Source organism: Wolbachia endosymbiont (group A) of Campoletis raptor (assembly GCF_964026755.1).
GTDB classification, from domain to species: Bacteria; Pseudomonadota; Alphaproteobacteria; order Rickettsiales; family Anaplasmataceae; genus Wolbachia; species Wolbachia pipientis.
In genome coordinates this window covers 868070-894711 of the sequence record NZ_OZ034695.1, presented here as the reverse complement: position 1 = coordinate 894711, position 26642 = coordinate 868070, and the positions used below count along the sequence as shown (strand labels likewise).

29 protein-coding genes and 3 pseudogenes are annotated in these 26642 nt (G+C 35.6%); 19 read left to right on the top strand and 13 right to left on the bottom strand.

Annotation, left to right across the window (positions count from 1 at the left end):
- The first annotated feature begins 3 nt into the window (after window positions 1-3).
- On the top strand, window positions 4-282 hold the full coding sequence (locus AAGD74_RS04525) for a hypothetical protein (RefSeq protein ID WP_341810557.1): 279 nt from the start codon (window positions 4-6) through the stop codon (window positions 280-282).
- On the opposite strand, the gene AAGD74_RS04520 is transcribed toward AAGD74_RS04525, so the two are convergent.
- From AAGD74_RS04520 to AAGD74_RS04510, 3 genes are all read right to left on the bottom strand, one after another.
- Window positions 274-870, bottom strand: coding sequence for a Maf family nucleotide pyrophosphatase (locus AAGD74_RS04520; RefSeq protein ID WP_007550161.1), 597 nt, complete (start codon window positions 868-870; stop codon window positions 274-276). The genes AAGD74_RS04525 and AAGD74_RS04520 overlap by 9 nt on opposite strands.
- Window positions 848-1111: a translation initiation factor IF-1 gene (infA, locus tag AAGD74_RS04515; RefSeq protein WP_007550159.1), complete on the bottom strand. Its 264-nt coding sequence runs from the start codon at window positions 1109-1111 to the stop codon at window positions 848-850. Before infA ends, AAGD74_RS04520 begins: the two co-directional genes overlap by 23 nt.
- Window positions 1112-1223: 112 nt before the next feature.
- Complete coding sequence (locus AAGD74_RS04510; protein WP_341810556.1) at window positions 1224-2426, bottom strand: hypothetical protein; 1203 nt, start codon at window positions 2424-2426, stop codon at window positions 1224-1226.
- A gap of 60 nt (window positions 2427-2486) precedes the next feature.
- On the opposite strand from AAGD74_RS04510, the gene tnpA reads away from it, so the two are divergent.
- Complete coding sequence (gene tnpA, locus AAGD74_RS04505; protein ID WP_265024376.1) at window positions 2487-2924, top strand: IS200/IS605 family transposase; 438 nt, start codon at window positions 2487-2489, stop codon at window positions 2922-2924.
- Between the two features lie 10 nt (window positions 2925-2934).
- On the opposite strand, the gene AAGD74_RS04500 is transcribed toward tnpA, so the two are convergent.
- From AAGD74_RS04500 to AAGD74_RS04490, 3 genes and pseudogenes are all read right to left on the bottom strand, one after another.
- Window positions 2935-4254 (bottom strand): hypothetical protein, encoded by a 1320-nt coding sequence (locus AAGD74_RS04500; RefSeq protein ID WP_341810555.1) that lies wholly within the window; start codon window positions 4252-4254, stop codon window positions 2935-2937.
- Between the two features lie 186 nt (window positions 4255-4440).
- Window positions 4441-5273: pseudogene (locus AAGD74_RS04495) on the bottom strand (IS5 family transposase).
- 59 nt (window positions 5274-5332) lie between these two features.
- Window positions 5333-6226: pseudogene (locus AAGD74_RS04490) on the bottom strand (MFS transporter); the annotation flags it as partial.
- Between the two features lie 463 nt (window positions 6227-6689).
- Here AAGD74_RS04490 and AAGD74_RS04485 point away from each other — a divergent pair.
- From AAGD74_RS04485 to AAGD74_RS04470, 5 genes and pseudogenes are all read left to right on the top strand, one after another.
- Complete coding sequence (locus tag AAGD74_RS04485; RefSeq protein ID WP_006279391.1) at window positions 6690-7619, top strand: AEC family transporter; 930 nt, start codon at window positions 6690-6692, stop codon at window positions 7617-7619.
- A 209-nt stretch (window positions 7620-7828) separates the two neighbouring features.
- Entirely contained in the window at window positions 7829-7963 is a 135-nt protein-coding gene (locus tag AAGD74_RS04480) for an IS3 family transposase (RefSeq protein WP_007548354.1), read from the top strand.
- A 592-nt stretch (window positions 7964-8555) separates the two neighbouring features.
- The gene (locus AAGD74_RS07315; protein ID WP_080717647.1) at window positions 8556-8726 is read left to right on the top strand and encodes a DDE-type integrase/transposase/recombinase; all 171 of its coding nucleotides are present in this window, start codon (window positions 8556-8558) and stop codon (window positions 8724-8726) included.
- 256 nt (window positions 8727-8982) lie between these two features.
- Window positions 8983-10314 (top strand): DNA recombination protein RmuC, encoded by a 1332-nt coding sequence (gene rmuC / locus AAGD74_RS04475; RefSeq protein ID WP_077188164.1) that lies wholly within the window; start codon window positions 8983-8985, stop codon window positions 10312-10314.
- Between the two features lie 83 nt (window positions 10315-10397).
- Window positions 10398-10592, top strand: a pseudogene (locus tag AAGD74_RS04470) (IS256 family transposase); the annotation flags it as partial.
- Between the two features lie 760 nt (window positions 10593-11352).
- Here the strand turns inward: AAGD74_RS04470 and AAGD74_RS04465 are convergent.
- Window positions 11353-12525, bottom strand: a complete 1173-nt coding sequence (locus tag AAGD74_RS04465) for an NADH-quinone oxidoreductase subunit D (protein WP_077188163.1) — start codon at window positions 12523-12525, stop codon at window positions 11353-11355.
- A 275-nt stretch (window positions 12526-12800) separates the two neighbouring features.
- Between AAGD74_RS04465 and AAGD74_RS04460 the strand changes: the two genes are divergently transcribed.
- The 5 genes from AAGD74_RS04460 (at window position 12801) to folD (ending at window position 17061) form a co-directional block, all read left to right on the top strand.
- The gene (locus tag AAGD74_RS04460; RefSeq protein ID WP_038249924.1) at window positions 12801-13979 is read left to right on the top strand and encodes an aspartate aminotransferase family protein; all 1179 of its coding nucleotides are present in this window, start codon (window positions 12801-12803) and stop codon (window positions 13977-13979) included.
- A gap of 88 nt (window positions 13980-14067) precedes the next feature.
- Window positions 14068-15393 carry an HlyC/CorC family transporter gene (locus AAGD74_RS04455; RefSeq protein WP_338482285.1) on the top strand — a complete coding sequence of 442 codons (1326 nt, stop codon included), beginning with the start codon at window positions 14068-14070 and terminating at the stop codon, window positions 15391-15393.
- Window positions 15365-15631, top strand: a complete 267-nt coding sequence (locus tag AAGD74_RS04450; protein WP_010082293.1) for a DUF2312 domain-containing protein — start codon at window positions 15365-15367, stop codon at window positions 15629-15631. The genes AAGD74_RS04455 and AAGD74_RS04450 overlap by 29 nt, the downstream gene beginning before the upstream one ends.
- Window positions 15624-16199, top strand: coding sequence for a UbiX family flavin prenyltransferase (locus tag AAGD74_RS04445; protein WP_006280027.1), 576 nt, complete (start codon window positions 15624-15626; stop codon window positions 16197-16199). Before AAGD74_RS04450 ends, AAGD74_RS04445 begins: the two co-directional genes overlap by 8 nt.
- Window positions 16183-17061: a bifunctional methylenetetrahydrofolate dehydrogenase/methenyltetrahydrofolate cyclohydrolase FolD gene (folD, locus tag AAGD74_RS04440; RefSeq protein WP_338482283.1), complete on the top strand. Its 879-nt coding sequence runs from the start codon at window positions 16183-16185 to the stop codon at window positions 17059-17061. Before AAGD74_RS04445 ends, folD begins: the two co-directional genes overlap by 17 nt.
- A 399-nt stretch (window positions 17062-17460) precedes the next feature.
- On the opposite strand, the gene AAGD74_RS04435 is transcribed toward folD, so the two are convergent.
- From AAGD74_RS04435 to AAGD74_RS04415, 5 genes are all read right to left on the bottom strand, one after another.
- Window positions 17461-18472 (bottom strand): IS630 family transposase gene (locus AAGD74_RS04435; RefSeq protein ID WP_265029767.1). Its coding sequence is split into 2 segments (ribosomal slippage): window positions 17461-18009 and window positions 18011-18472, totalling 1011 coding nucleotides; the frame shifts between segments, so codons are not numbered across the junction.
- A 218-nt stretch (window positions 18473-18690) separates the two neighbouring features.
- Window positions 18691-18855 (bottom strand): IS3 family transposase, encoded by a 165-nt coding sequence (locus AAGD74_RS04430; RefSeq protein WP_010082072.1) that lies wholly within the window; start codon window positions 18853-18855, stop codon window positions 18691-18693.
- Window positions 18848-19009, bottom strand: a complete 162-nt coding sequence (locus AAGD74_RS04425; protein WP_010082071.1) for a DDE-type integrase/transposase/recombinase — start codon at window positions 19007-19009, stop codon at window positions 18848-18850. Before AAGD74_RS04425 ends, AAGD74_RS04430 begins: the two co-directional genes overlap by 8 nt.
- A 3-nt stretch (window positions 19010-19012) precedes the next feature.
- Entirely contained in the window at window positions 19013-19309 is a 297-nt protein-coding gene (locus tag AAGD74_RS04420) for an IS3 family transposase (RefSeq protein WP_094189604.1), read from the bottom strand.
- A gap of 177 nt (window positions 19310-19486) precedes the next feature.
- Window positions 19487-19750, bottom strand: a complete 264-nt coding sequence (locus AAGD74_RS04415) for a transposase (RefSeq protein WP_338482282.1) — start codon at window positions 19748-19750, stop codon at window positions 19487-19489.
- Between the two features lie 104 nt (window positions 19751-19854).
- Here AAGD74_RS04415 and AAGD74_RS04410 point away from each other — a divergent pair, with 104 nt between their 5' ends.
- From AAGD74_RS04410 to AAGD74_RS04380, 7 genes are all read left to right on the top strand, one after another.
- The gene (locus AAGD74_RS04410) at window positions 19855-20040 is read left to right on the top strand and encodes a hypothetical protein (protein WP_006280029.1); all 186 of its coding nucleotides are present in this window, start codon (window positions 19855-19857) and stop codon (window positions 20038-20040) included.
- Entirely contained in the window at window positions 20021-20362 is a 342-nt protein-coding gene (locus tag AAGD74_RS04405; RefSeq protein ID WP_065095098.1) for a hypothetical protein, read from the top strand. The genes AAGD74_RS04410 and AAGD74_RS04405 overlap by 20 nt, the downstream gene beginning before the upstream one ends.
- Window positions 20363-20401: 39 nt before the next feature.
- A complete protein-coding gene (fsa, locus tag AAGD74_RS04400; protein ID WP_236515101.1) occupies window positions 20402-21043 on the top strand; it encodes a fructose-6-phosphate aldolase in 642 nt (213 codons plus the stop codon).
- 336 nt (window positions 21044-21379) lie between these two features.
- Window positions 21380-21520, top strand: coding sequence for a hypothetical protein (locus AAGD74_RS04395; protein WP_265040557.1), 141 nt, complete (start codon window positions 21380-21382; stop codon window positions 21518-21520).
- The gene (locus AAGD74_RS04390; protein WP_341810554.1) at window positions 21496-21921 is read left to right on the top strand and encodes an ankyrin repeat domain-containing protein; all 426 of its coding nucleotides are present in this window, start codon (window positions 21496-21498) and stop codon (window positions 21919-21921) included. The genes AAGD74_RS04395 and AAGD74_RS04390 overlap by 25 nt, the downstream gene beginning before the upstream one ends.
- Complete coding sequence (locus AAGD74_RS04385) at window positions 21896-22279, top strand: ankyrin repeat domain-containing protein (protein ID WP_341810553.1); 384 nt, start codon at window positions 21896-21898, stop codon at window positions 22277-22279. Before AAGD74_RS04390 ends, AAGD74_RS04385 begins: the two co-directional genes overlap by 26 nt.
- 45 nt (window positions 22280-22324) lie before the next feature.
- Window positions 22325-23707 (top strand): IS66-like element ISWen3 family transposase, encoded by a 1383-nt coding sequence (locus AAGD74_RS04380; RefSeq protein ID WP_341810549.1) that lies wholly within the window; start codon window positions 22325-22327, stop codon window positions 23705-23707.
- A 141-nt stretch (window positions 23708-23848) separates the two neighbouring features.
- Here the strand turns inward: AAGD74_RS04380 and secA are convergent, their stop codons facing one another.
- Window positions 23849-26509 carry a preprotein translocase subunit SecA gene (gene secA / locus AAGD74_RS04375; protein WP_341810552.1) on the bottom strand — a complete coding sequence of 887 codons (2661 nt, stop codon included), beginning with the start codon at window positions 26507-26509 and terminating at the stop codon, window positions 23849-23851.
- Window positions 26510-26642: the final 133 nt, after the last annotated feature.

The window sequence follows — 26642 nt, the reverse complement described above, 5'->3', positions numbered from 1 at the left end:
GAATTGGTATTAGAAAAAACAGTGGCAGAACGAGAAAATAATGACACTAATCCAACTGTAGATAAAAATAGCGAACTATATAAATTACTAGAGAAAGATGAAGCACAACTGAAAGCTGGAGTAATAGAAGAAGAAAGAGGAGATACTTTAACAGAACACACTGATGGTTATGATCGCAATAGAATTGCATTAGCTAACAGAAATAAAAGACCACTAGATTGGGCTAAACAGGTTGCTGAGTCACAACAAAAAAAAGATACTAATAAAGGTATTTCAATATAAATTGAAGTTAAAATAATTGCTTAGCAAACAATAGGTTTCATGTAATGGTAACCCTATAACGGAAGAGTAGGAGCCGCGTAAGAACAATACGAACACTCCAGCTAGGCCTTGTATATTGCATCCCCCCGCCCTATTTTTCCACTCTTCTGATGCTAAATAATACTTAATTTCTTGTTCACTGAGACGTTTAAATTTCACTATTGTAACCACAGTCCTGATATGTTGTTTAGATTGATCGGGAGTTAATAGACATACACTGGTGTATACTCTATGCCTTCTTCCTGATAACAAGCGGATACATTTTTCTGCTTGCTCAACGTTTTCAGCTTTGAGCAATATCCTTCTACCACAAGCAACAACTGTATCAACACCAAGCACAAAGTAATTTGGATTTGAGCTTTGTATTTTTTCCGCTTTACTTTTTGCCATACGGATTGAGTAATCCTTCGGAAGTTCCTTTTTTAAAGGGGCTTCATCTATATCTGCTGGCAAAATTAAACCTGGCTCAATGTTTATTTGTTTTAGTAAAGCTATACGCCTTTTCGATGATGAAGCAAGAATAAGATTATTTAGAGATCGTTCTGTCACTTGTACCTTTAAGCCTTCTAATGATCCTACCCTTTCTCGCATTCCTATCGTAAATGCTCATCTCAACTAACACCCTATCCCCTATAATGATGCGTATTTTACTTCTTCTCACTTTCCCTGATACATGACAGATAATCTCATGTTCATTGTCCAGTTTCACTCTAAATTCTGCTGCAGGTAGTAAAGCAGTTACTGCCCCTTCCACTTCAAAAATTGTTTTCGATTTCTCGTCTTTTATCATATGTTATATTATAATTTAATAATCTTTTTTAGTCTACTATAGATTTTAAATTATTATCAACACAAAAGACCTTTTGCGCCCCACTTAAGTTGCAACTTAACCCCAACCATCTTCACAATGATACCCTACCTACGTTTCTACTCTCTGCCACCTTCTCAATAGAACTTATAGGACTTATGTTGAAAGATAAATCATTATCACAATTTTCTTCATCGCTATCAAGTCCACTATCAACGCTTAAAGATCTGAGTAATGTTGTCTTCTCTCTCAGTGGAACATAAGACTCATTATCAACGCTTGAAGATTTGGATAACCTTTTCTTCTGTCGTGGAGCATTACCAGACTCATTAGAAATTTCTCCCGTTAATTGATTGTTGAAGCTCCTTTGTTCATCAGCACGAATTTTTTCTTCCAGTCCATCAAGCATTCCTACCAATTCATCACCCCATTCATTTTCTTCTTCTAATAATTGTTTACACTTTTCTTTCTCACGCTCTAGCTCGTTTCTTAACTCTTCGACTTTATCTTCATCTTTAGTGAGTTCAAGTGTAAGCACCTTATCTCCTGGAAATTCCTCGTACTCGTTTTCTAGCTCTTCAATGTTGAGTTTTAGTCTCTCTTCTCCAAGTGTATCTTGTAAATTGCTATCCTGCCTATCTGATTCTTTAATCTTTTGCCCAATTTCTACTTGTACCTTATATTCCTGATCTAATTCTCTTAGCTGATCTTTCAAGCGCTCTTTCTGCTGGCGTCGTTCAACCATTATCTGTTCCGCATCTTCTCGTGCTTGATTTAGCTCTTTTTCCAAATTCTTCTTTCCTGCATTAACAATTTTCAGCTCTTCCTTTAGCTTTCTTTTTTCTTCATATACACCTTTAAGTTCTTGTGCTTTCCTTTGTAGCTCTTTTAACACACCTGCTAATTCTTCATTTTTTTGTGCCAGTTCAGTTTGCAATTCCGTGTTTTTTTGCTCCTCTTTTTCAAACCTGTCTTGTAAATTGCTATTCTGCTTCTCTAACTTTACAATTGTTTGATTAGCTTCTGCTTGGGTTGTTTCTAGTTTCTCCTGTAGTCGCTGATTTTCTTGTATTAATTCATGGTGCTTTTTATTTATCACTTGCAACCCTGCTTCTATTTCTTGCTTCAATTCAACAGCTTCTTTTTTCAAATTTGACATTTCTTGCTTCAATTCAACGTTTTTTTCGGACAGCATCTGATTATTTAAAATCAATTCATCCATTTGTTGTGAAGCAAATTCTGTCTGAGTTCCAGTGTGCTGTAAATTGACTTTCCATAAGATGGTACAAGCCTCCACCTTCTAGGTGGAGAAACTTTAGTTTGTCAATGTCATAACTGTACTTTATAAAGTATAGTTATGACGGAATATGACAAAGGAAAACACACTGTATTTTATCATAGGTACCATATAGTCTGGATTACAAAATATCGGTACAGAGTATTAACTAAGGCTATGAAGGAGAGAATACGAACAATCATAGCAGAAGTATCTGAAGAAATGGGGATTAAGATAGAAAACGGAGTAATATCATCAGATCATTTACATTTATTCGTAGTAATACCTCCTCATATAGCTGTGAGTGATTTTGTTCAAAGAGCCAAAGGCAGGTCTTCACGCAAAATTCAACAAGAATTTCCAGAGCTAAATAAAATGTACTGGGGAAAGCGTTTTTGGGGAAGAGGATACTTTAGTGCTACCAGCGGACATATCACAGATGAAGTCATTAATGAGTACATCAATAAACATACAGATGCACATCAGCCTCATTCTATATCTAGTATAAGATTGGAGTAGCTTTAGCTTCTCACCGCGCTTCCAGCGCTATATCGAACCTTTCGGCTCTCAGCCGATAGTGGTTGAGTTCCGTTTTAGTTTCAATTTGTTGTGAAGCAACTTCTGTTTGAGTTTCAGTGTGTTGTAAATTGACTTCCGTTTGAGTTGATGCATTGCTATTAATAGAAGGAGGAAGGCTATTGTCAGCATCAACTTTAGGGTCTAATTCCCCCTCTGGTTCCTCGCGATAGGCCGCTATAGACTCATTTTGAAAATTATTATTAGCAGTAGGTACAACATCAGCAGCCTTACCTTTTTCTAGTACAGCATCATATAAGGAGAGACCTTGAATATATAATTCATCGTTTTGCTTTATTAATTCTAAGATCTCATCCGATAGCACAAAATCTTCATCATTAAATTTTAGTACTTCAGTTATGCCATCGCTACTCACATTCATAATCATGGTACACATTTCGGATCCATCCTTTACAGGCCAAGTGCTTTTCATTTCATAATATGCGCCCTCTTTAAATTCATAATATCTTTCCTTACCTTTCCGATGAGCGTGTATTTCATGTTTTTTATTGCAATAGATATTCAGCTCTTTAATATCTTTCTCTTGCTGTAAAATGTCACTAATCCTGGTTGGCTCACTTCTATTGTAATTAATAGAGTTGATATTCAAAACTCTATAAGCGTTATCAGTTTCTGTGTAATAAGCTTGAAGCTCTACGCCTTTCCTTCCAAGATATTTACTTGCAGCTTTTTTTCCCTGCTCTGCCAACTTTATGCATTTATCTATATCTTTCTTAAAGCTCTTATTAGCAGACTCTGTTACTGCTTTATCTATGTACGTTTTTTTAAAATCTCTATCATTTATTAGGTCATAAAAACTCCACTCATCTCTATAAGCCTTCTGTATAGCAGTGAAGTCACTTTCTTCTTTCAAAAGCATTAAGAAGCTTACCTTGTCTTCTAGGTCTTTTAGTTTAAAGCCTGTTATTATCTTCTCTAATTGAGAAAAATTTTCAGCAGGATTATTTAAATTTTTTAACTCTTTGTATAATTTATTATTTTCTGCAATTGAGCGGCAGAACTTTATTATAGCAGAGTCCTTAGTGAAAGAATTGTCTTTTTCCATTTTATTGATACAGTCCTTGAGGGATGTAAAATGCGATTCAAGCCATGACGAATATAGATCGTATTCATAAGATGCCAACAAGCAATGTATTGCATTCCAAGCACATGATGCTACCCTTATAACTGATTCAACATCATAATTCTCTGACTGATTACTTGTTTTTCCTGCCTCTGCTGTTTTTTCTTCCTTAGCCAAACTTCCAGTCATAGTACGCCTCCTTAACTATATTTATATTATACCAATTAACATATATTAAAAGAAATCAAACTGTATAACCTCGTCCTACACTAACTTTTATGATTACTTAATTGTGTAAAAATAACTACAAGTGTTAAACTTGAGCTTTTATTTTTCATTATACATTTCTTAGAGGTTGTCCGGAAACAAGTAAATTCAAGCATATTCCCTCTTTAACATAACCCTACTCATAGCTAGGTATATGAAATTCTCAGTGGATGTTGTGAGTAAATCATACTCCTTCGATAGCCTTCTATTCCTATTAACCCAAGCAAAAGTCCTTTCTACAACCCATCTTCTTGGCTGTACTTTAAACCCTTGTTCTCTTGTTGGTAGTAGCTCAGGTGGCGTATCTTTGTGCACCCAAAATCTACATGGAGGCCTTGTAACAATTTCAATATCTATGTCATATTCTTCCTTTATGTGATTCTTTAAATTTCTTCCTTGGTATCCCATGTCAGCCCACATTTTTTTAACTTTAGTATATTTTGTTCTCATATTGTTTAATGCTATTTTAATACCATCTCTATCATTTTCGTTAGCAGCGCCTACGTAACAACCTAGTATAAAACCCTGAGTGTCTGTAATTATATGCCTTTTTCTACCCTTTACTTTTTTACTTCCATCATAGCCTTTGATCCCCCCTTTTCTGTAGTCTTTACAGATTGACTATCTACTATACAGGCACTCGGCTGCTCATTCCTTCCTATTTTTCTTCTACTATATTTTGTAATTTCATAATTCATTTTCTCAAAAATTCCCTGCTTCTTCCATTGCCTGAACTGCTCATACACAGTCTTCCATAGCGGAAAATCATTTGGTAAATACCGCCATTGACACCCTGTACGCAATACATAGAAAATTGCTTCTAATATTTCTCTTTTGCTATACTTTGGCGGCCTTCCTCCTTTCTTGTATGATACTCTGAAGTGTTTTTCTATTCTTGCCCATTCCCTTTCGCTTAGATCTGTTGGATACTTTTTTCTCATCTTTACCCCGTACTAAAATTTCAGATATTATAGCCTTTTACTTGTTTCCGGACAACCTCTAAGTAGAAAGAGTGGGGTACAATTATACTGAATATTACAAGCAATAGAGACCCAATAGCACCCACGCTCGTACCAGAAATTACACACTTTATTGCTCCAAGTTTCTGCAAGATTTTGCCAGCAAATAGACTGATGAGTGAGAAGCACCCAACTATTGCACCTTGATGTAGTGCATAAATAGTGCTAGATAAACCAAAAGTCTTCATATACAGAAAAGGTCCACAAGTAATGAATGACATATACGCAGCAGAAAAGAGGCTTGACATCAAAGACAACGTAACAAACCTCGGACTAGATAGTAGTTTTCTGTAATCTTTCATCATTTTTTTCAAACTGAAAATATCGCGGTCCTTTTTTGTTTCTGGTAACGCTAAAAGCAGCAAAACCCAAGAGATTAAACAAAGTATTGCAACAGTTGCATAATTACCACGCCATCCTACAATTTCATTGATGAAACTGCCTAACACTGGCGCAATTGCCATGACAACTGTAAGAACAGAATTCATGATTCCAATAAATTTCACCGCTTCGTCGCCTTTGTAGCTGTCTGCAACGATTGCAAACACAACTACAGATGTGCTAACACCAATGCCCTGAACAAAGCGAGAGATTAAAAGCCAAAAAATCGACGGTGCAAAAACACAACCAACAGCGCCGATTAATAACAAAGTGTTACCTATGATCATAATTCTCCTTCTGCCATAGCATTCAGACAATGGACCAAAAAACAACCCTCCTATGCAAAAGCCTAGGAAATTATAAGCAATAGTTAATTGAATTATGCCTTCCGGTACGTTAAAATAGTGCACCATATAAGGAAAACTAGGTACGGAAATGTCAATTTCAATGAACTTGGCAATGAGAGACAGGATTAACAGAAATGGTAGTAACATTTGAGATTTTTAATTAATGAATAAAAATATCACATTTAAAGCGTTGAAAGAAAACATTTTTTACTGTTATTAAAATGGTTAGAAACACCTCATGTGAAGGAATGGTGGATAAATTGGACACTAGGGTTAATTAAAGAAAAATATGACAACTATGTTAAAGCTCTTACTCTCTGTCCTAACTTTACTTATTTCCTCTTACTTTTTCAACAGTCCGTCTAAATTACTACAAGCAGTTTAATTTTTAGTAAATATGTCATTATTCAAAAATATGCAAGAAGCTTTACAGAAACTTAACATAATTTTATCATACAAATGTCATTCTTAAGTCCTATGTAAAAACAAATTTTGGCACTAATTTAATTAACTATGAGCTGGATAAATTGGAAAATAAATTTTGTTTACTTTTACAACACCTTAAGATCTAATGTCACTTTATCAATCAAAAATATTACAATAGGCTAGTATGTTCCTTACTCTTTTTCTCAAAATATTACCTATTTATATTACAATATTTATTGGTTACTTAGCAGGAAAATATCTTAAAATTGATAGAAACACTATATCTCAAATACTTTTTTATATAGCTAATCCAATAGTGATTTTATATGGAGTCTCTCATACAGAAGTTAACTTAAAAGTAATTTCTCTGCCGATTTTGATATGGTTTATAGGTAGCACTATGTCCTTATCAGTGTATTATCTTTCTTCTTTTTTATTTAAGGATAACACAAGAAACATATTAGCATTTAGCTCGGGCAGCACAAGTATGGGTTATTTTGGCCTGCCGATTGCCATGGCTTTATTTGATGAAGATTCAGTATCTGTATATGTTGTTTGTTATATAGGAATGGCGCTATTTGAAAACAGCTTAGGATTTTACATAGCTGCAAATGGTATTTATACCGCAAAAGAATGCATATTAAAGTTGTTCAAACTTCCTTCGCTTTATGCGATGGTTCTGGGCTTCTTTTTAAGTATATACGATATACAAATACCTACTTTTTTAACAGATGTTATGATGAATATTAGAAGTACATTTGTCACATTAGGAATGGTGCTACTTGGAGTGAGCATTGCGAATATTGCAAGCTTTAAAATAGATTGGAAGCTTGCTTTGATCACTATTACAGCAAAGTACGTATTCTGGCCACTGTTTGTTTTAGGAATTGTCCTTTTAGACAAGCATGTTATAGGTATATACGATGAGAGCATATATAAAGCACTGATGTTGCTAGCTATTATTCCAGTTTCTGGGTCCAGTATAATACTTGCTAATATTTTGAATTATCAACCAGATAAAGCTACTCTATTGCTTCTAATCAGTACTGCAGTGGGACTGTTTTATGTTCCACTAATAATATCATTATTTTTTACTAAACTTGTTCCTTTTTGATCAAAAAATTAAGCGCTTGCACAACCATTATTTGGGTAACAACACAAGACATTGATAAAACTTGAATTTATAGCTAAAGCAACTTCTACAATTTGGTAACCCGTCATCCCGCTACTAGTTAACGCCGCGGCGGTAAATTGACCTTACCCAGAAAAAGTAGAGAGAAAGTTAAGACGTTTTTGGAGTAAAATAAAACGTTTTTTCAAAATATGACAAATAGAAGAGAATATACAGCAGAATTCAAATTAGAAGCTGTTAAGCTGGTTAAAGAAACAGGTCAAGCAAGTACAAAAATAGCAAAAGATCTAGGTATAGATGGCAGTATGTTAAGTAAGAAAATATGATGGAAAAATGTCTGGAGCATACGCATTTCCAGGCAAAGGCTCCTTATGACAAAGAAAGATTTGATCTAAAAAAGAGCTAATAAGAGAAAGAGACATCTTAAAAAAAGCCCTGGGCAAAGAAAAAGAGTAAAGTATTCTTTTATATAGAAATTGCTATAAAACACAGGAACTATGTAGGGTTTTGTACTGGTGGTATGGGTTGCTAAGGAAAAAAGCAGTAAAGAATTAGCAAAAGAAGGGCTTCTAGCAGATATTCAAAAAATACATCAAGCATTCTAAATGCAGATATGGAGCCCCTAAAATTCACGCTGAATTAAAAGCTTTAGGCAAAAATTAAAACAGTACAAAGTGTTATGCAAGAAAATGGCATTAAAACCAAGCTTAGACGAAGGTTCAAAAATAAAAAACAGCAAATAAGCAACCGAGTTGTGGCTCCGAACACATTGGATCAAAATTTTACTACTGATCAGCCAAATAAAGTTTGGGATTACCTACATAAAAACTAAAGAAGGTTGTTGGCGGCAATAATTGACCTATATTCACGCATGGTGGTTAATGAGTAACATGATAATTAGTTATAGATTCTTTATTGATGGCCGTTGATAAACGCAAACCCGATAAAAATCTGCTGTTACATAGCGATCAAGGGTCACAGTATACCTCTCAAAATTACCAATTTCTATTGAATACAAAAAACATCATTTCCAGCATGAGCCATAAGGGCTGTTGTTACGATAACTCTGTTGCAGAAAAGTTCACTTAAAAGGGAGCTGCTTATTGATACTTCTCGCTCAACAAACCAGAACTGCCATATTTGAATACATAGAAATCTTTTATAACAAATAACGTAGACATTCTACTATTAACTATTGCATTCCTGCACAATTTATTCTCATGATAAAAACGTCTTAACTTTCTCTCTGCTTTTTCTGGGTAAGGTCACCTCTTTAGGTGCTCCTTTTTTCTTTCTTATACACACAAAAATCATATAGAATTGTAAATACAGCTTTTTTATTCTGATGCTTTTCAATTCTATAGCTCTGGTTGTCTCTCTATTACTATTTTTCTACATTATCGTAAAAAAACTGAGCGAAAAGAAAGCAAACCTTGAGGGTAATTTATGTAAATTAGAGCAAGAACTTCAAGAAACAAAGCAAACTTTGCTTACGAAGAATGAAGAAATAGTTGATTTAAGGGTCAAAAGAGCAGAACTTGAAGTAACTCTGCAAAAAGAACGTGAGGAAAAGAAAAAGGAAATAGAATTACTAACAAAAGCAGAGGAGAGATTAACAAACACTTTTAAAGCGCTCTCTCTTGATGCTTTGCAAACAAATAACAATAATTTTCTGAACTTAGCAAAGGAAGTAATCGATAGTAAATTAAAAGAAACGGAAAGCGATTTCAAAAAAAGACAAGCAACGATCAACGAAGTTGTAACTCCAATAAAAGAAAAATTAGAAAAATTCGATAATGAAATACGTGAGCTAGAAAAGGAGAGGGTAGGGGCCTATGAAGGTTTAAAGGAGCAAATTGGAGCGCTGATGAACCAAACTTCCAACCTTGCTAATGCCCTGAGGAAACCTCACATTAGGGGCAAATGGGGTGAAATGCAACTCAAAAGAGTGGTAGAAATGGCAGGAATGATTGAGTATTGCGATTTTTTTACTCAGCCGTCAGTGATTGATAAAAACGAGGATAATTTATTGCGTCCTGATTTAATAATCAAAATGCCATCTGGAAAGCAAATAATAATAGATGCTAAAGTGCCGCTTGATTCTTACATGGATGCTATATCACAAAATGATTTGCAAATACAAAAGGAGAAATTAAAGAACCATTCCCTGGCAATAAAAAAACACATAAATGACTTGGGTAAAAAAGAGTATTGGAATCAATTTGAAAATACGCCAGAACTTGTGGTGCTTTTCTTAACAGGGGAGGGGGTTTTTAGCGCAGCACTGGAATATGAGCCTGCTTTGATAGAGATTGGAGTGGAAAAAAAAGTGATCATTGCAACACCGATCACTCTAATTGCGTTGCTGAGAGCAATAGCGTATGGATGGAAGCAAGAGATGATAGCTGAAAACGCAAAGAAAATCAGTGAACTAGGTCATATTTTATATGAGCGCATTTGCACAATGGGTGAAAACTTTGATAATTTGCGCAGGAGCTTAAAAAGTGCTGTTGATCATTATAATAAAACTGCTGGCTCTCTTGAAGCAAGGGTGTTTCCTGCTGCTCGAGAATTCAATAAGCTTGGTATACATGCAAAAAATAAAAGTTTAAGTGCTGCAAAGGAATTAGAGTCTTTACCACGCAGTTTACATACTGAGGAGCTGAAAGTAGATTAGGCATCTTAACAGGGAATGTTCAAAAAAGTGTGTCAAACCAAAAAAAAGTAATAAATTGATATAAAAAAAATGGAGGTTTGACAATGAGTCAGAAAGTAGTAAACAGAACTACCGGTTTGGTAGATTACAAAGAACTGGAAGCAAATATACTGTCATCAATAAGGGAAGGCAGACCATTAACAGGAAGGGATGGAGCATTTACACCATTTATAAAAAAGCTGCTGGAGGCAAGTTTGGAAGGTGAAATAGAAAATCACTTATTAGCTGAAAGTGAAGAGAGGGTTTGGTTGGAAGAAGTGGAGTAGCGAATGGATATACAAAACGCTGGGTCTATATTCAGACTACAGAATAAGGTATTACAAACCGAAAGCATCACCAGCACAATATGTTATAAACTTTGGTAAAGAATCTGCTAGGAAAGCGTAGTGCGGATGCTGCGTTTGACGAGGCGGGAGCTGGAAACGTTAACATGGGAATTTGGATTGAGGCCTATTGTGAAAACAATGGATCAGCCACCAAACCCTAAAGTAGGCGCGCCAGTTCTTGACCCTACATATTTTTTTGAAGGTTAAATCCAGCTTAGGGTCGAGAAACTTAGATAAAGCCATAGCCAAAGTGCTTAAAAATATTAATAATTATACACACAATTATTCAACCATATTTTTGAAGATAGCTATGCCGCCGCGGTATCTCTTAGCCGCTAACAAGTAGCGGGATGAAGATTGTTGGTAAATCTAAGTCAGTTTAGCTATAGGCAGCAATTTTCTGTATTTATTTTAAATTGAAGGAAGCTCAAATGAAAGATCATGTTTTGCTAAAAATCACAGAATGCAGTCTAACAGTGAACGGTTACGCTTTTGATCAAAAATGTTGTATAGTACACAATCAATTTTTCTGGATCCAAGTAGTCAAGGCACTGCCTTTGTGTTTGAGGCAAAATCGGCTATAACACTTAACATACTGCCTTTGCAAACAAATGTTCGTACAGTTATGTGTCAGCTACTTGCATGACGCCATTGCCTGAACGGGTACCAATGATTACCTATCAATCTCACCAAAAACTATATCGAGTGAGCCAATAATTGCTGCAACGTCAGCAAGCATGTGTCCTTTTGCCATAAAGTCTAAGGCTTGTAAATGCGCAAAGCCAGGTGCTCTTATTCGGCACCTATAAGGTCTATTGGTACCATCTGAAACTATATACACTCCAAACTCACCTTTTGGTGCCTCAACAACTGCGTAAGCCTCACCTTCTGGTACGTGATATCCTTCTGAATAGAGCTTAAAATGGTGAATCAGAGCTTCCATAGATTTTTTCATCTCTGCTCTTGACGGTGGAGAAATTTTTCTATCTTCAGTTTTTATTTGCCCTTCAGGCATTTTCTCTATGCACTGCTTCACCAAACTGATAGATTGCCTAATCTCTGCCATTCTAACTAGATAACGGTCATAACAGTCGCCATTTTGGCCGATCGGTATATCAAAATCTAGTTGATCATATATCTCATATGGCTGGCTTTTTCGCAAATCCCAAGCAAGCCCAGCAGCGCGCAACATTGGGCCACTAAAGCCCCAATCAAGTGCCTGTTTAATTGATATTGCACTAATTCCTACAGTGCGTTGCTTCCATATCCTATTTTCTGTTAAAAGTTCATCAACATCGTCTATATATTTTGGAAATTGCTCTATAAACTTTGCAATATCCTCAATCAAATCTTCTGGAACATCTGCTGCAATTCCACCTGGCCTGATGTAAGCTGCGTGAAACCTTGCACCTGAAGCTCTTTCGTAAAATTCCAGTATTTTTTCTCTTTCTTCAAAGAGCCATAAAAGAGGGGTCATTGCTCCAACATCAAGTGCTTGAGAAGAAACGTTCAGTAAATGATTTAGTATTCTCGTCAGTTCACAAAACAAGACACGTAAATACTTTGCCCTAATTGGCACTTCACATTGCAACAATTTCTCCACACAAAGTGAATATGCATGCTCTTGTGACATTGGTGATACGTAATCAAGGCGATCAAAATAAGGCAAAGCTTGAAGATACGTTTTATGTTCTATTAATTTTTCAGTACCGCGGTGCAAAAGCCCAATATGGGGATCTGCCCTCTCGATCACTTCACCATCCATCTCTAAAACAAGACGCAACACTCCATGTGCAGCTGGGTGCTGAGGTCCAAAATTTAACATCATTGTCTTTAGATCGGGCATGTCCAGTAGTTTAAGATATTAAAATTGTATAGGCTAAAGTGCGCTCAAAGTCAATAAACTTCTTGCATAGGCTACAACTATCATTCAATAGAAACAAAAACTTTTACAATGGCTAATAAGTGTTGGTAAAACCAAGTCACTTTAGCTATAGAATGACAAAAAAGGTTTGCATTAGCCAAATTTTTAGTTGAAGTAGCATAAGAGGTTAAAGGAAAAGCTTTGTGTTAATGGATTCATTTCAGGTATAGTATAGATAATACCACAATACTTATAAAATGGATCATGTTGTTAATGCGTATAATAGACTTGACACTCCTATAGTCAGGGGAGAAGGGGCATATCTTTTTGATAAAGATGGTAAAAAATATTTAGATTTTGCTGCAGGTATTTCTACAACTTCTTTAGGGCATTGTCATCCATACATTACAGATAAGCTGAAAGAGCAATCGAGCTCATTATGGCACTGCTCTAACATTTTCACTATTCCCGAGCAAGAAAGGCTTGCCGAGCGTTTAACAACCCTTACTTTTGCAGATAAAGTTTTTTTCTGCTCAAGTGGGCTTGAAGCAACAGAAGCTGCAATTAAGTTTATTCGTCGTTACTTTTATTCAAAAGGGCAAGCAAAACGTAATCGTATTATTACAATTGAAGGAGGCTTTCATGGCCGCAGTATTGCTGCAATTTCTGCTGGAGGCAATGAAAAATCACGCGAAGGTTTTGCTCCGCTCCTTTCTGGTTTTGATAAAGTGCCAAGAAATGACATTAAAGCATTAGAAGAAAAAATCAACAATGAAATAGCTGCTGTATTTTTAGAGCCCATACAAAGCGAAGGTGGAGTATATCCACTAGACGTAGAATATCTTCAAAAAGTAAGGGAAATAACAAAAGCTCAAGGAATAATTTTGTGCTTTGATGAAGTGCAGTGCGGATATGGACGCATCGGTTCTTTATTTCATTATCAAAATGTCGGCATTGAACCTGATATGCTAACCTGTGCAAAAGCTATGGGTAACGGTTTTCCTTTAGCTGCATGTTTAGTGAAAGATTATATAGCAGAAGCAATCACTCCAGGAACTCATGGATCAACCTATGGTGGCAATCCACTTGCCATGACTGTTGGTAATGCAGTGCTCGATATAATGCTAAAAGAAGGCTTTTTTGATCATGTTAAAAAAATTAGTAAAGATTTAAAAGAAAAGCTGTTGCTTTTAGCTAAAGAATTTCCTGAGATGATTTTAGAAGTTCGTGGAGAAGGGTTACTAATGGGAATAGAACTAGCAACTCCTGTAGCTGATAAAATTATTAGTCGATCTCTTGATAAAGGTTTAATAATAACTAGGGTTTTAAACAACAAAGTAGTAAGGGTAACCCCACCACTTATCATTGAGGATGAGCATGTGAACGCAGCGTGTAATATGCTTTATGATTTGTTTTTTAAGATTAAAGGTATATAAAATTCGGCAATATAAATTCAGGCTTGCAAATGCCTCTCATAACATGTAAAATTAATTTTATTTTTTATCACAATAACATCGTACTTTAATGGATTGGTTATTGGTCTTAGTATCATCAGCAATTTTTGTTTTGTTAGTTTTATCGTTTTTGTTCTCAGGAGCAGAAATAGGCTTAACCTCAATTAGCCGTTCTCGAGTTAATAAGCTAAAGCTAGACGGTAACAAAAAAGCCAGGGTAATAGATCGCTTATTAAATAGGAAAGAATTGACAATAGGAACGGTATTGCTCGGCAATACAATTATTAATATTACTTGCTCTGCTTTATTTACAGCAATATTTATCAATCTTTTTGGAAATGAGGGCATTCTCCTATCAACAATTATAATGACATTTTGTATTTTATTGTTCTGCGAAGTTCTACCAAAAACTTATGCTATTCAAAATCCTGAAAAATTTGCATCATTTTCTGCTTATTTTGTATTGTTTTTTGTAAAGATTTTTTCTCCATTGACACTAGGTATTCAATTTATTGTTAACCTCATCCTAAAATTATGTGGGCTGCATAAAGATAAGGAGGTGATATCTGCAGCGGATGCAATGCGTAATATGATTACTCTTCACCGCAGTGAAGGAACTATGTTGCAACAGGATTTAGATATGCTAAGCAGCATACTTGATTTGGCTGAGACAGAGATATCACAAATTATGACCCATAGAAGAAACCTATTTTCTCTTGATATAGATCGGAATAAAGAAGAGTTAATAAGAGAGATTTTAACCAGCAGTCACAGTAGAGTACCTTTATGGCAGAAGGAACCAGATAACATTGTAGGTGTAATTCACGTGAAAGCTCTAATAAATGCTTTGCGTGAAAAGAATAATAAAGCGGAAGAAGTTGACATTACCCAAGTTATGTCAAGGCCTTGGTTCATACCAGAAAGTACACCGCTCAGCGTGCAACTTCACAACTTCCGTAAGAACAGGAAACACCTTGCATTTGTTATTGATGAGTATGGAGCACTGCAGGGAATTGTAACTCTTGAGGATATACTGGAAGAAATAGTTGGAGAAATTTCGGATGAACATGATTTGATTACGGAGAATTTTATAAAGAAAATATCTGATAATATGTATCACATAGAAGGAAAATCTACTATTAGGGACATTAACAGGCAGTTATACTGGAATCTCCCTGATGAAGAAGCTACAACTCTAGCAGGTATGATTGTAAATGAAATAGAGCGCATTCCTGACGAAGGCGAGGAGTTTTCCATGTATGGGTTTCGCTTTAAGATTTTAAAAAAAGATAAAAATATTATTACTGTTGTTGAAGTGCAAGTAAAAACTGGTAATACTAGTAGCAGCAATCAATTAGTGGAGTTTCATGGAAGATACAGTAAAAATAACGGCTGAAGAGTTAAAGGGTTACATAGAGAGAATCGAAAAACTTGAACAAGAAAAGAGGGATGTGCAAGATCACATTCGTGATGTATATGCAAAAGCCGCAGATGAAGGTTGGGATATAAAAGTGATGAAACAAATTATTAGGCTGAGGAAGATGGATGATGATGACAGAGAGGAACAAGAAATATTGCTTGATACCTATAAACGTGCATTGGGAATGAGCTACGAAGAAGAGTTAAGTGAATAGCAGAATTGTAATTGGAATAAGTGGAGCATCTGGTTCTATTTACGGTGTGCGTATTTTAGAAGCGTTGAAAGACGTCGATTATGAAACTCATTTAGTGATAAGTCGTGCTGGGAAAATAACTTTAGCTCACGAGATTAAAGAAAAACTTGAAGATATTACATCACTTGCAGATTTTTACTATTCTGAAGAAAAGATTGGAGAAAAAATAGCAAGCGGCTCATTTAAAACCTCAGGGATGATTGTAGCACCATGCTCTATGAAGACAATGTCTGAAATCGCATCAGGTGTTACTTCCAATCTATTGACAAGGGCTGCAGATGTAACGCTAAAAGAAAGAAGAAAGTTAGTTCTTATGGTGCGAGAGTCACCACTGCATCTTGGGCATTTACAAAATATGTTAAAATTAACGGAGATGGGAGCAATTATTGCTCCACCAGTGCCTGCTTTTTATATTAAACCGAAATCGTTGGATGATATTATTAATCATTCTGTTGGCAAAGTATTGGATTTATTTGATATCAAATTACCCGACTTTAAGGAGTGGCAAGGAAGTGACAATTATTATTGATGGTAAAAAAATAGCAAACGACCTATGTGAGAGGCTATCACAAAAAATTGATATTTTAAAGAGAGAGTATAACATTTTTCCTTGCCTGAAAGTAATTCTCGTGGGCAGCAATCCAGCAAGTCAGGTTTATGTTCGCAACAAACAGAAAAAAGCAGAATCAATAGGCATAAGTTCTGAGACCATTGTTTTGCCTGATAATATTTCAGAAGATGAATTAATTGAAAAAATCAATGAATTAAATGAAGATCCATCTGTGCATGGCATTTTAGTGCAATTGCCTTTACCAAATCATATTAGTGCAAGCAGAGTAATTAACACAGTAAGTGTTGAAAAAGATGTAGATGGCTTTCATGATGAAAACGTTGGCAAATTAGTTAAAGGTGAAAAAAACTGCCTTATACCTTGCACTCCTAAAGGTTCTTTGCATTTAATTAAGTCAGTTGAAGAGAACCTTTCCGGTAAAAACGCAGTGGTAATTGGTAGGTCAAATATCGTGGGCAAGCCAATGTTTTACCTGCTATTGCAAGAAAACTGCACTGTCACCATCTTGCATTCACAAAGCAAGGATTTAGCTGAATATTGCTCTAAAGCGGATATAGTAGTTGCAGCAGTCGGAAAGCCAAATTTTGTTCAAGCAGACTGGATAAAGAAAGGTGCAATAGTGATCGATGTTGGCATAAATAGCGTTAACGTAGGAAAGCTTGTAGGTGATGTTGACTTTGAAGGAATAAAAGGGAAAGCCAAAGCTATGACCCCAGTACCCGGGGGCGTTGGCCCAATGACCATTGCATTTCTAATGATGAACACTGTTATTGCTGCTTGCTTGCAAAAGGGAGTTGATGCTTCTGATTTCATTAGTTGAGGTATGAAGAGGAAAGCTATATGAAGATAGAATGTACCATATCACAATTAATAAAAAATTGAGATTTTTGAAATTCCTCAGTAGTCAAATTTATTAAATATTTAGGATCATCATCTATTCTTTTTTCTCTACAAGTATAGCTAAAGTGGCTTAGGTTTACCTACAATTTGAAAAACAACAAATTCGTCATTCCGCTACTCGTTAGCGGAATCTATGCTGAGATACCGCGGCGGTATGACGTAGGGAAACCTTTCTTGGGTTAGCTATAGTTAGTGGAATTGCAAAGTTTCTAGGCATAAAAAGCTTTGAACCTAATATATGAGCCAAACTTGATTTTCCAACCGTAGATACACCTGTAATAAAAATAATAGTCTTCATTTTGTGAATTTATACCAATTCTCATTGTTGTCCAGTCAAATAGGAAACATTGCAGAGTTGTTTAATTGTGGAGCTGGCAAGAGAAGTAATAAATTTGCACAAAGCACCCTCAAGTAGAGCAATTGTATCGTATATTTTATTGCGCAAAATGTTCTGTTTTATATATAACCAAAGCCTCTCAACAGGATTTAGCTCAGGTGAGTATGGAGGTAGGTATATAATGTCGATATTTTTAGGTACCTTTAAATTTTTTGACCTATGCCAACTAGCACAGTCCATAACGAGAAAAGCCTCTCGTGTTTCTAGATATTGCGAAATTTGCTCAAGAAATATGTTCATGCAATCAGTGTTGACATTTGGTGCAAATAAGCTAGAACTCTCTCCATTTCTAGGATTAACTGCACTATAGAGATAGAAATTTTGCCTACCTAATTTTGTTTTAACCTGTGTTCTAATCCCCTTTTTAAACCACCCATGTCCAACTTTTGAATGTGTGCCAAACCGTGATTCATCAAAGAAAAATAGCTCTTTTTCTGGATACTTGCTAATAGCTCCATTGAGATTTTTTTTTGAATTCCTCTTGTTTGCTTTTATCTTGTCCATTATGAACTGGTCTTGGTGTAATATATGAGAATTTCATCTTTTGCATATGGCGGTGTACTGTAGATTTGCTGATATTTAATCCGAACTTTTCCTGGATTCTTATTCTCATTTCTTTAATGGTGATATTAGGATTTTCTTCTATCCACTCTTCAATTTGCTGTAGTTGAGCCTGATTTAATTTAGTTTTTCTACGACGTTGTGAAGGAGCAAACAGTTTTTCTTCTCTGCCAATTTTCAAGAGTTTTACCCACGAAGTTAGTGCGCTTCTTGAAATGCAATATATTTTTGCTACAGCCGTTATACTGTACTTTTTTGCTGCAATTACAGCATTTAGTTTTTTTGAAACATATGCATTATTCCTTACTTTCTTCAGCATTTCTTTTGCTGATTCTACTACTTTTTCATCCAATAATTTTGATCTTAATGCCATTTAAACCTCGCTATTTTACTTACTTCAGTATGGCTTTTCTTCCATCATTGTCCATCTGTTTGCCCTGTAATGGGAATTGGTATTACTTGCTATATGAACTATCGGAGAAATTTTTTTATAGTTTATAGCATCTGACCTTACCCAGAAAAAGTGGAGAGAAAGTGTGGAATGTTTTTTACAAAAAGAATGATGCATCAAATTGTTCTGGAATGCAATAGTTAATAGTGACGTTGTTTGTTATAAAAAATTTCTATGTATTCAAATATTGCAGTTCTAGTTTGTTGAGCAGAGTGTTGTGAAGTATCAATAAGTATTTCTCTTTTCAATGAGCTAAAGAAGCTTTCTGCAACAGAATTGTCGTAACAACAGCCTTTATTACTCATCTATATTCTTTACAGCTAAGAGATATTGATACCCTTGCGCAGTATATTGTGAACCTTGGTCACTGTGCAGCAGTAGATTTTTAACAGGTTTACGCCTATTAATGGCCATTAATAAAGAGTTCATAACCAATTGTTTATTTATTGCACTACTCATTAACTACCATACGTGAGAATTATTGCTGCCAAATATAGCCATCCCTCCTTGGTTTTGATGTAAGTAATCCCATACTTTATTTGGTTGATCAACAATAAAGTTTTGATCTAGTATATTGGGAGCTACAGCTCTATTATCTGTTTGTTGTTTTTTAATTTTAAACTTTCTTCTCAGTATAGCCCTGATGTCATTTTTCTGCATAATACTTTGCACCGTTTTCAAATTGCAACTTTTACCCAAAGCCTTCAATTCAGCATGAATTTTAGGAGCTCCATATCTACATTTAGAAACTTGATATATTTTTTGAATAGCTTCGAGTAGCTCTTTATTTGCTGATTCTCTACTGCTTATTTTTCTTGTGGTCCACTTATAGTAGCCACTAGCAGAAAATCCTACATAATTCCTGTACTTTATAGCAGTTACTATGCTCTTTTATAAAAAAATATTTTACTCTTTTTGACTGGCCAGGGCTTTTTTTTAAATGTCTCTTTCCCTTGTTACTCTTGCTAACTCTCTTTGTAAATCAAACCTCTCTTTGTTGTAAGGAGCCATGTTACCTCTACCTGGAAATGCATTTGCCGCTGACTTTTTTTCGTTATATTTCTTCATCCATTTTCCTAATACACTATCTCTTATTCCTAGATCTCTTGCTACTTTTGCAACTGGTTGACCTACCTTTCTTTGTTCATTTGCCAGCTTAACAGCTTCCAATTTGAATTCTGCCGTATATTCTCTTACCATTTCTAATCCTCCAAAATTTTATTTTACCCAAAAAAACTCTTTTCTTTCTCTCCACTTTTTCTGGGTAAGGTCAATATACCAGTGCCGAAAATAGTTGACAAAGATTGTGTATACTTATTACAATTGTTTGGGTACCAGAAGTTTTTACGGCAACAAAGTATGCACTAACTATAAGTAAGGAAGACTTTAAGCAGGCAATAAAAAAAATGAAGGAACGTTTAAAAGAGATTAAAGGAGAGAAGAAAAAGGTAAAAGGGAATACGGCAGAAAATGAATCTTATTACAAATAGCATAAAGGGCTTTTATTCTAGTGTTAAATCGGACCTAGATTGGCAAGCCAAACGTAGTCTTATTAGGACATTAGTAAAAGAAGTCAACATTGATCTTGATAAAGTAGATGTAGTATTTAAGATCAAAGAACTTGAAAACCCCGCCCAGAATGGACAAAATCAAAAGATGGTACATTGTCTAAGGGGTCTGGGCACTGGGATGACATCTTTTTTCTTGGTACAAATTACTCTTATGTCTCAATATTTGTACAGTTGTGTTATCGGCCGTTTGATGTTTACAACGCAGGAAGTTCATACGGTTGTAAGTCAAGCGGTAGGATGACAAGATTTTGCAAGGGTATTTTTTTTATAGGAGATTAATATGGAAATTTTTCTTGATAGCGTTGATTTAAATGAAATTAAAGAACTAAAGGAGTTCATTGACGGCATAACAACTAATCCTTCTTTAATAGCAAAGTCCGGGCGTAAAGATAAATACGAGGATTTAGTGCGTGAGATATGCTCTATTATAAAAGGGCCTGTTAGTGTTGAAGTTGTTGCAGATAGCCATGAAGAGATGATCACAGAAGGTCTGAATTTAGCAAAAATTGCTGATAATGTTGTGATCAAATTACCTCTTACACATGAAGGATTAATTTCTTGTAAAAAGTTATGGACAGAGCATAAAATACCTGTTAACATCACATTATGTTTTTCTCCTGGACAAGCACTGCTTGCCGCTAAGGTCGGTGCTTGTTTTATTTCCCCCTTTATTGGTCGCCTTGATGATATAAGCTATGATGGCTTATCGCTAATAGAAGATATATGTACTATATATTCTAATTACGGTTTTGATACTAAAGTTCTTGTTGCATCAGTGAGAAGCCCAGCGCATGTAATAGAAGCTGCAAGGCTTGGTGCTGATTCAATTACTGTGCCAGCAAAAGTACTTAGACAATTAATTAATCACCCACTTACTGACCAAGGACTAGCAATATTTGAAAAAGACTGGGGTGTAAAATAATAAACGGTTACAAATGAACATAAAAATTGGCGTATCCGTTCAGGCAATGGCGTCAACTTAAGAGCCTTCATTAGCAAACTCTCCTAAAGACATGATGGCGTTTGCTACCTTATTGCGGCTGCCCTGGTCGAATTTTAACTTTATAGCTAACCCAAGAAAGGTTTCCCTACATCATACCGCCGAGGCGCTAACGAGTAGCGGAATGACGAATTTGTTGTTTTTCAAATTGTAGGTAAACCTAAAGCTATAGAAAAAAAGAAGAACCAGTTTCTTAGTTTTTCATTGACATAATCCACTCCATATGCCATAATAAAATTTTATATCTTGGAGAAGGAAATGACATTAAGGTTAACACTACAAGAAGTCAACAGTAGTCCAGATCTGAGTAAGGAAAATTTAATTGATAGAATTAAAGATAAGCTGCAGCAGGAAAATCAACTTACATATGATGAGTGGAAAAAAACGAATTTGATATAAATTACACGTTTATAGTGCTCAAGTGCAATTTATTACTTATAGCAGCTGAAAATGGCTATGAAAAAGTAGTAAGATACTTAACAAAAAACGGAGCTAATGTTAATGTACAAGATGAATGGGAAAAAACCTCCTTACATTATTCTGCTCAGCATGGGCATGCACAAGTAGTAGAAGTTTTGCTAGAAGAAGGAGCAGACGTTAATGCACAAAATGAAGATAAAGGGACTCCTTTGCATTATGCTGCTTATAGTGGTCATATAGAAGTAGTAAAACATCTTATAAAAAAAGAGGCAGATGTTAATGTAGTGGACAGATATGGAAGAAGTCCTTTACATTATGCTGCTGAGAATGGATACACACAAGTAGTAGGAAGTTTTGCTAGAAGAGGGAGCAGACGTTAATGCACAAGATAAAGACGGAAGAACTCCTTTATATTATGCTGTTTATTACACTCATGGTGAACATCCAAGACTAAATTATCAACATCCAAAAGTAGCGAAACTTCTGCTAAATTATGGTGCAGATCCATCATTTATTCATAGACCTGAAGCTATAACAGCAGGAATTACTGTAGGTATATTAGCTGCCATTGTTGCTCCATTAGCACTCATTTATGCTACTGCATTACCTGCACTAGCAATAGTTGGAATTACTGTGGCATCTGCACTGATCGTTGGTGGAATTTCCTATGGGGTTGCATATAAGTCATCAGAGCATTCATTAAACGTATCCGTTCAGCGGAGTGGCAGAATAAGGTAGACAAGGTGATCTAAGAAGATAATCATAGAGCAAAAGTGAAATAATATGGTAAACCTTTTAGAACTTTGCAAAAATTTACAGCAAAAAATAGAAAGGTTAGAAGCAAAAATAGAAAGATTGGAAAAAGAGAATGAAAGTTTAAAAGCAGAAAATAAGGCTTTAAAGATAGAAAATGCTGAGTTAAGAGAAAGACTCGGTTTAAGCTCAAAAAATTCATCAATACCAAGTTCCAAAGAGTTGTATAAAATAAAAAAGAATAAGCCGAAAAGCGAAAGGAATATTGGCGGTCAGGTTGGTCATAAAGGAAGTTTTCGCGCCAACATGGATGCAGATAAAGTAGTAAAGATAGAGTTGCCTAATACTTGCGAATGCGGAGGAGAAATTGCAATACGTGAAAAACCATATATTCATCAGAAAGTTGATCTTCCAGAAATCAAGCCTTATGTAGTGGAATATCAGTTAGAACATGGCCGTTGTCGGAGATGCGGAAAGAGAAGAAGTAGCAAGTTACCAGAAGGTGTTACGCCAGATACATTTGGTCCAAGGGTTAAGTCAATAATTGCAGCGTTCAGCGGATTCTACAAAAATTCAAAACGCGAAATAGCGAGTGTCGTAAATGATATCTTCAATTTGAACATAAGCGTCGGTAGCATATCAAATAGTGAACATAGAGTTGCTTCAAAATGCAAAAAAATGTATGAGCAGATCGAACAAGAGATAAGTAGGAGTAAAGTTCTACATATTGATGAAACGAGCCATTATAACAAAGGTAAACTCGCTTGGTGTTGGATGTTTGCAAGCAATACGGCAAGTTTTGTAAAATTTACAGAGTCAAGAGGAATGAAAGTTTTACAAAATAGTAAATTCTGCAATCGCAATAGCTTGGTAATAACTGACAGGTATGCAGCATACAATTATTTTGCCGATAAAAACAGGCAAATCTGTTGGGCACATTTATCAAGAGATTTTGAAAGATTAGCACATAGTTGGAATATTGAAGTTAAAGTTCTGGGTTGTTACTTGAGAAACGTGGCCACTGAATTATTTGCACTAAAAAAAGCTTTACTAAAAAGTGAGATAGATGTTTTGAGGTTTGTCAGACGTGCCAGAAAATTAAGAAAACGTACAAAGTATTACTTGAAGGAGATATCTCGTTTACCTGAAGCAATTGGAGCCTCTCGAGTTGCAAAAAATGTTCTGAGATCTGAAAGAATGATGTGGAAATTTTTAGATGACCCAGAAAATATTCCGCTGACAAATAACCACGCTGAACGGCAAATTCGGCATTATGTCGTTTATCGCAAAAACTCATATTTTACACAATCAAAGCGGGGAAATACATTCCTTGAGCGGATAATTTCATTATACTTAACTTGGAAACAAAGGGGTCTCAATCCTTTCCAAAATCTCCTATCTATTGTTTCTTAAACCACTCTCCTGAACGGATACAAATCTCCTATCTATTGTTTCTTAAACCACTCTCCTGAACGGATACCATTAAACAGTAAGCTAAGTGAGGTTAGCTGCAGTAATGTTGATGGAAATAAACAAACTGTACAACCATAATTATTAATTCACCACAGTAACCGCGCCGTGGCAGTGTTTGTACTTCTTTCCAGAATTACAAGGGCACTTGTCGTTTCTTGAGACTTTGGGAAGTCTGCTATTTCTAGCAGAATGTAACCTATTGCCTATCTCTTGGTTATCTGCCAACTTAAAGTGCGCTAGGCGGTGAATGGTGAGTTCCTTCCATTTTTCAAGCATTGACTCAAACATCAAGAAAGCTTCGCGTTTAAATTCATTCAGTGGATCTTTCTGCCCCATGGCACGTAGGCTTATGCTTTGTCTTAGGCTCTCTAGAACTGAAAGGTGTTCCCTCCATAAATGATCAAGTGTCATTATCATCATTTGCTTCACGATCGTATTCCACAAATCTGTAGTGTGCTGACTGTTGAAATATTTTTCTTTCTCAGTAAAAAATTCTTGTATCTTATCATTTATATAATCCAAAGCTTCTTGTTTGTTTAAAAACTTTGCTAAATCTTCTTTATCAAGCGTTATTCCATACCTTGTATGGAATTCTTTGACTATATCTTCAATATAATCCTCATAATAGCCACTTTGGACTATACCTTCTATTACGCTCTCATTTACTTCGCTATATACTTCAAGTAAATCATTAATTTCGTTGCCTAAGATATTGTTTCTCTGCTTAAAAATAACTTTACGTTGGTTGTTGATTACGTCATCAAACTTAAGTAGAGATTTCCGCACGTCATAGTTTCTAGCTTCAACTTTCTTTTGTGCTTTCTCGAGTGCCTTATTGATCCATGGATGATGAATAGCTTCGTTATTCTTTAGCCCTACTTTTTGTAAAAAACTTCTCATTCTATCAGAGCCAAATATTCTCATTAGGTCATCTTCGAGCGATAAAAAGAACTTAGAAAGTCCAGGATCCCCCTGACGACCAGAACGGCCGCGTAATTGATCATCTATTCTCCTGCTTTCATGTCTTTCGGTTCCAACCACACATAAACCACCAGCTTTTATAGCAATTTCCTTATCTTTTTTTACTCTTTCAACTATTTCTTGGTATTTTTTTTCTCTTTCATCAGCATTTTTTATCTTCTTTAGCTCCACCTTTGCAATCATTTCAGCATTTCCACCAAGCTGAATATCAGTTCCACGTCCTGCCATGTTAGTTGCTATAGTGATACTACCTGGCACTCCAGCTTGCGCTATTATGTACGCCTCTTGTTCATGATAACGAGCATTTAATACTGAATGCTTAAGAGAATGGCTTTGCAAAAGCGCAGAAAGCTTCTCAGAGTTTTCGATGCTCACCGTGCCAACAAGGACCGGTTGAAGGCGTTTGTAGCATTCTTCTATAAACTTCAACACAGCATTAAATTTTTCCTTTTCTGTACCGTAAATTTCATCATCAATATCAACTCTTTTTACAGGTACATTGGTTGGAATTTTTACTACATTTAATCTGTATATATCACGAAACTCTTCTGCCTCTGTTGCTGCTGTTCCCGTCATTCCGGAAAGTTTATTGTACATACGAAAGTAATTCTGAAATGTGACCGATGCTAAAGTTTGGTTTTCATGCTGAATTTCAAGATTCTCCTTCGCTTCAAGTGCCTGATGAAGACCATCGGAATATCTCCTGCCCTCCATCATACGCCCAGTAAATTCATCAATAATCACTACCTTGCCATCCTTTACTATATAATCTTTATCAGCAGTAAACAGCTTATATGCACGTAATGCTTGGTCTATATAATGAGTCATTATCATGCTGTCAGTATCATAGAGCGAGGAATTTTCAGGAATGAGATTGTATGACCTTAGTAGTTCCTCCACTCGTGAAATACCATCTTCAGTCAAGAATACCGTTCTACCTTTTTCATCTACTTCATAATCGGAGTCAATTAATTTGGTTACTATTTTATTGATATGCTTATATATCTGATTGTTTTCCTCAACCGGGCCAGAAATAATAAGCGGAGTGCGAGCTTCATCAATGAGTATTGAGTCCACTTCATCAACTATTCCGTAGTGAAAGCCTCTCTGAACCATGTCTTCTTGAGAAAATTTCATATTGTCTCGCAGGTAATCAAAGGCAAGCTCGTTATTTGTGGAATACACGATATCTGCACTGTAAGCCTCTTTCCTCTCTTCGTCTGTCAAGTTATTCGTAATAAACGCAACAGAAACCCCAAGAGAATTATATAATTTGCTCATCCACTCTGTGTCTCGTTTTGCAAGATAGTCGTTAACAGTTACGACATGTACGCCTTTCCCTTCTAAGGAATTTAGATATGCTGCTAAAGTTGCAACGAGTGTCTTTCCCTCTCCTGTTTTCATTTCTGATATCATGCCATTGTGGAGCACCATTCCACCAATCAGTTGAACATCAAAGTGCCTCATGTTAAGAAACCTTCGAGAGGCTTCACGCACAACTGCAAATGCAGGTACGAGAAGATCATTTAACGTTTTCCCATTTTTCAATTCTCGATTGAATTCTTCAGTTTTACCAGCAAGCTCCTCATCAGATAAGCTCTGCATTTCTGTTTCTAATGCATTTATTTGCTGAACAATTTTCCTAAAGGATTTTATTATCTTCTTGTTTGTTGATCCAAATATCTTTCTTATAAAAAAGAATGACAACGTAAAAATAAAAAATATAAGAATGGCTGTCAAAATTAGCGGAGAATCTAGCATAAACTTAAGTAAAGTCTTATTTAATATGAGATTATATTACTAAATGCAGCCTACAGCAATGACATATTAGATTCGGGGAATCTTTATGCTTAAGACAGCAAACAAAATTGACCCTGTTCGGCACTGTTATTAC